This is a genomic window from Caldisericota bacterium (genome assembly GCA_034717215.1).
GTDB lineage: Bacteria > Caldisericota > Caldisericia > Caldisericales > Caldisericaceae > UBA646.
In genome coordinates, this window is record JAYELD010000146.1 from 1 (window position 1) to 5,131 (window position 5,131).

General features: G+C 34.7%; 5 protein-coding genes. 2 read left to right on the forward strand and 3 right to left on the reverse strand.

The window, feature by feature from the left end; all coding sequences use genetic code 11:
* Positions 1–959 (forward strand): copper amine oxidase N-terminal domain-containing protein (locus U9Q18_06115; protein ID MEA3313931.1); only part of this gene is annotated, 959 nt, incomplete at its 5' end.
* 303 nt (positions 960–1,262) lie between these two features.
* On the opposite strand, the gene U9Q18_06120 is transcribed toward U9Q18_06115, so the two are convergent.
* From U9Q18_06120 to U9Q18_06130, 3 genes are all read right to left on the reverse strand, one after another.
* The gene (locus tag U9Q18_06120; protein MEA3313932.1) at positions 1,263–1,994 is read right to left on the reverse strand and encodes a ZIP family metal transporter; all 732 of its coding nucleotides are present in this window, start codon (positions 1,992–1,994) and stop codon (positions 1,263–1,265) included.
* A 71-nt stretch (positions 1,995–2,065) separates the two neighbouring features.
* Entirely contained in the window at positions 2,066–2,578 is a 513-nt protein-coding gene (locus U9Q18_06125; GenBank protein MEA3313933.1) for an isoprenylcysteine carboxylmethyltransferase family protein, read from the reverse strand.
* A 49-nt stretch (positions 2,579–2,627) separates the two neighbouring features.
* Positions 2,628–2,759 (reverse strand): hypothetical protein, encoded by a 132-nt coding sequence (locus U9Q18_06130; protein ID MEA3313934.1) that lies wholly within the window; start codon positions 2,757–2,759, stop codon positions 2,628–2,630.
* 287 nt (positions 2,760–3,046) lie between these two features.
* Between U9Q18_06130 and U9Q18_06135 the strand changes: the two genes are divergently transcribed.
* Positions 3,047–5,059, forward strand: coding sequence for a class I SAM-dependent DNA methyltransferase (locus U9Q18_06135; protein ID MEA3313935.1), 2,013 nt, complete (start codon positions 3,047–3,049; stop codon positions 5,057–5,059).
* Positions 5,060–5,131 lie beyond the last annotated feature (72 nt).

The following is a 5,131-nucleotide window of genomic DNA, read 5'->3' on the forward strand; positions in this document are numbered from 1 at the left end:
ACACATTTACTAATGTAACAGCAGATCGCACAATTTCAGTGACATTTATTCCAAAACCCATACCAACATTCGTAGTAGAAGCATCAGTATCTATATACGGAGGTTATGCAACAGTAACTCCCAAAGAACAGACAGTTCAATCAGGCAATCCTGCTAAGATAACAATTAACCCGGATGCAGGTTCCCATATAACAGGAGTTACTGATAACGGAAACATAGTTCCTATGACAAAGCTAACTGAGAATGCAAACGGCACATATACCTATACAGTCCTTGCAGTGTATGAAAACCATAAAATCATTGTAACACTTGAAAGGAATGAATATACAATCAAAGCAAAAGCAGGTGAAGGAGGGACAATATCTCCGTCAGGCACAGTTACTGTAAAATACAATGAAACTGAAACATTTACTATCACACCTAACTCAGGATACAGAATAGACAAGATAATTGTAGATAACAAACCAATAGCTTCGACAGAACAGGTATACAAGTTTAAGAACGTAAAGGACAACCATACAATAGAAGTAACATTTGCAAGACTTTCCGTAAAAACACCTTTAATCATCACACTTCAGATAGATAACCCTGAGATTACAATAAACGGCATACCTAAAACTATTGATGAACAGAACAGCAAGCCAATCATAAAGAACGACAGGACACTGATTCCGATAAGAGCATTGATAGAATCATTAAATGGAAACATTACCTGGAACGAAGATACAAGAGAAGTAACAATCAACCTTAACTACCACACGATAATACTCACAATAGATAACAATACGGCAATAGTAGACGGCATTAAAATACAGATAGACCCTAACAACAGCAAGGTAACTCCGACTATCATTAACGGAAGGACTTATCTTCCCTTAAGATTCATAGTGGAACACCTTGATGGAGTTGTTGACTGGGATAACGATACACGAACTGTAACAATATATTACTGGCCGTAAAAAGAAAATAGACATAAAAAGAAAAACTTTTAAAGGGCAGGTGTACACCTGCCCTTTTTGTTTTTGCCATTCTGATGGAGCGCAGCGACAGAAGAATCCCGTTTTTCTCATTTTTTCTTTGTCATTCTGCTCTTTTTCTTGCCATTCCGTTTTTCCCTGTCTTTGCGAGGACTTCGTAGAAGTCCGTGGCAATCTCCTCCTTAACAACAAACAATTGTTTTATAAAAACAAAAATTTAAAGAAATATTACTATGGGACTGCCGCGGCAACAAGTTGCCTCTTAAAAACCCTTTTTCATTATTTTTAGTCCACTAAGAAGATAATTAGCAAAACGCATAATGCTCCCAAAACAAGACTAATAATACCTATTTTCAAATTTTCTTTTATTTGTGCTGCTGGAATCAATTCTTCTACTGAGATATAAGTCATAAAACCTGCTGCAAGTGCAAGTGATGCTCCTAATAAGTTTAATGATACTTCTTTAAAAAAATAATAACCAAAAATGAAACCGAGCAATTCGAATAATATTGTTCCTGTCGTTATAATAAAAGATTTCATTCTCTTTTTAGTTAATCCATATAATGGAACAATTGTTGCGATATTCTCTGGTACATCTTGCATCGCAATTCCCAGAGCTACCGTAATCCCCAATACAGGTGATAAAACAAACCCAACACCAATCGCCAATCCTTCTGGTATATTATGCAAAGCCATGCCGATAACAAGCATGGTAACGCTTCTTTTAACAGATGGTTTTTCTTTTTTCATTAACTCGGGATTTATATGAGGCAAAATTTTATCAACAATCCACATTATTGCTATTCCGAAAACAAAGGACATTATTACTAAGGAAATTGATGAAATTTTCAAGCTTTCAGGTATTAATTGAAAAAACGATATACCAAGCATCATTGAAGCAGCAAATGCTAAAGAACCATACAAAATATTTTTCTCTGGCTTTTTTATTAATCCAACTACTGAGCCTAAAATTTGTCCAACAAAAATTAGAGATACTATCAATAATAAATTATTCATTGTATCATGCCTTTAAGATTAAGAATATAAAGTTCGTAAAATTATTGTTTAAATCGGTGTTTCTAATTTTATTAACTCTCATTTTTCTTCCCCTTTCTTTGTCTTACCAGCCGTACGATTCCTGCCAAAAGATTCATCCTCGGCACAGAGTGCATATAGCTTTTATAGTCATCGCCAAACTTCCCTATGAGACGCTGGTCTTCTTGTCTTGAAATTAAGTAAACACACATCATACCTATAATCCCAACAATTATCGTTAATCCATGTTGACTCCATAAAATAATTGCAAGGTACATAAGCAACAAACCCAGATAGAGTGGATGCCGAACAACAGAGTAAATTCCTGTGTCAACAAGGGCTGAGGTCTCGGTCCAATCATTTCCCTTTTTCACCTTGCCTTTAGTGCGAAAAACAAACATAGGTAGAAAGATTAAAACAAGACCAACCGCTAAGATTATCCAGCCGACATACCGTAGCTCTTCGATGCCAACAGGATTAACTAAAAACCAGAGCAACAGATAGGCCAAGACAAGCAAGATGCCCGCAACATAATACAGAAATCTGTCCTTATTCCCTATTTTCATAAACCACCCTAACACTTTATACCCTACAATTTTTTTAAGTCAAATAAATTTATAAAAAGCTATCCTGCCCCGGGATAAATCTCTCTTTTATGTTTTTCTTTGTCATTCTGCTTTTTTCCTTGGCATGAATTACGCCAAGTCTGAAGTGAAGAATCTCTCTTTTAGTCTTTTTTCTTGCCATTCCGGGTCTTTGCGAGGACTTCGTAGAAGTCCGTGGCAATCTCCTCCTTAGCAACAAACAATTGTTTTATAAAAACAAAAATTTAAAGAAATATTACTATGGGACTGCCGCGGCAACAAGTTGCCTCGCAGTGACAGAGAGAGTCATTCTGATGGAGCGCAGCGACAGAAGAATCCCGTTTTCTCTTTTTTTTCTTTGTCATTCTGAACTTGTTTCAGAATCTCTCAAAATAAATTTGGAAATATTTTGTAAAGTTGATAAAATAAAAAGAAGAAAGAGAGGCGAAAATGACAAATTTTCAAGAAAAAATATCTTTTATATGGGATTTGGCAGATTTATTGCGGGGAGTATATAAAAGAAACGAATACCAAAAAGCAATTCTTCCTTTTACTGTTCTTAAAAGATTTGATTGTGTTTTGGGCGATTCTAAAAAAGCAGTTCTTGAAGCATATAATAAATATAGAGGCCAGTTTGAAAATATGGAACATGTTCTTCTAATGGCCGCAAAGGATAAAAATGGAAAGCAGTTAGGATTTTACAATTATTCAAAATATGACTTTAAGACCTTTGCAGAGGACCCCGAGCATATTGAACAGAATTTAATACATTATCTTGATTGTTTCAGTAAGAATGTGCAGGATATTTTTGAGAATTTTAAAATTAAAGAGCGTATCGGTGAACTGTCTAAAGCTGATCTTTTATTCCTTTTAGTCAAAAAATTCTCTGAGTCAAAGATTGATTTACATCCTAATGTAGTTTCCAATCATGAAATGGGTACAATTTATGAAGAACTTGTAAGGAAATTTTCCGAACAATCTAACGAAGAGGCTGGCGATCACTTTACTCCCAGAGATGTTGTTCAATTAATGACGAAATTAATGTTTGTTGAGAATGGTGTAAATCTGAAAAAAAAGAACATTATTAAACTTATTTATGACCCTGCTTGTGGCACAGGAGGTATGCTTACAAGTTGCAAAAATTTTATAGCAAACATCAATGAGAATGTTGATGTTGTTCTTTTTGGGCAAGAACTGCAACCTGAAACTTTTGCAGTTTGCAAATCAGATATGCTAATGAGGGGAGAGGATGCAAACAAGATCAAAGGCCCGTTAAGCACGCTTTCAAAAGATCAATTTTCCAATATGAAGTTTGATTATATTATTTCTAATCCTCCTTATGGCACTAAATGGGAGCAAGATGCAGATGCCGTAAAGAAAGAAGCAGAAAGAGGATTGGAAGGAAGATTCGGAGCGGGTCTACCAAGGATAAATGACGGGCAATTATTATTTATGCAGCATATGATCTCCAAGATGAAGGTTAAAGAGAAATCAAGAGTCGCTGTAATTACAAACGGTTCTCCGCTATTTACTGGAGACGCCGGGCAAGGAGAGAGCAATATAAGAAAGTGGATAATTGAAAATAATCTTATAGAAGCAATTATTGCTCTGCCAAACCAGTTGTTTTTCAATACAGGAATTAACACTTATATCTGGATTCTGACAAATGAAAAACCTTATGAAAGGGTGGGGAAGATACAACTGATTAATGCTACTTTTTTCTTTAAAAAAATGCGTAAAAGCTTGGGAAATAAAAGGAATAATCTAACAAAAGAGAATATCGATAAAATTGTTGAATTATATGATAAATTTGAAGAGAGTAAATACAGTAAGATTTTTGATAATAAAGAATTCGGCTATACCAAAGTCATCGTTGAAAGGCCAATGCAATTAAATTATCAGGTTACTGAAGAGCGGCTGGAGAATCTTTATTCTGTTAATGCATTTGCAAAACTGGCAGAAAGTAAGAAAAAGGACCCTGAATTGAAGCTGGAAGAAAAGGAAGAAGGAAAGAAAAAACAGGAAGAGATAATTAATGCTCTAAAGACAATTGAAGATCATTTGTATAAAAACTGGGATGAGTTTGAGGTGAAAGTCAAAAATGTTTTGAAATACTTTGACCTGTCGCCTAATTTTATCAAAAACATTATTTTAGCATTATCCAAACATGATGATACTGCGGATTATGTTTTGGATAAAAAAGGCAATAAGTCGCCAGATTCAAATTTAAGGGATTCTGAAAAAATTCCATTAAAGCAGGATATCGAGGAGTATTTTGAGAGAGAGGTTAAGCCATATTACTCTGATGCCTGGATGGAAAGAAAAAAGGATAAAATTGGTTATGAGATTAACTTTACAAAATATTTCTATGAATATAAACCGCCAAGGCCTTTAGAAGAGATTGAAAAAGATATTAAAGAGGCCACTGGTGAGATTCAGGAGTTGTTGAAAGAGGAGTTATAAGATGGATGAGAAAGATTTTGAACTTATCTTGAAAACTGGCGAAAGTTTCTTTGTGGAATTTAAAGAAAAACT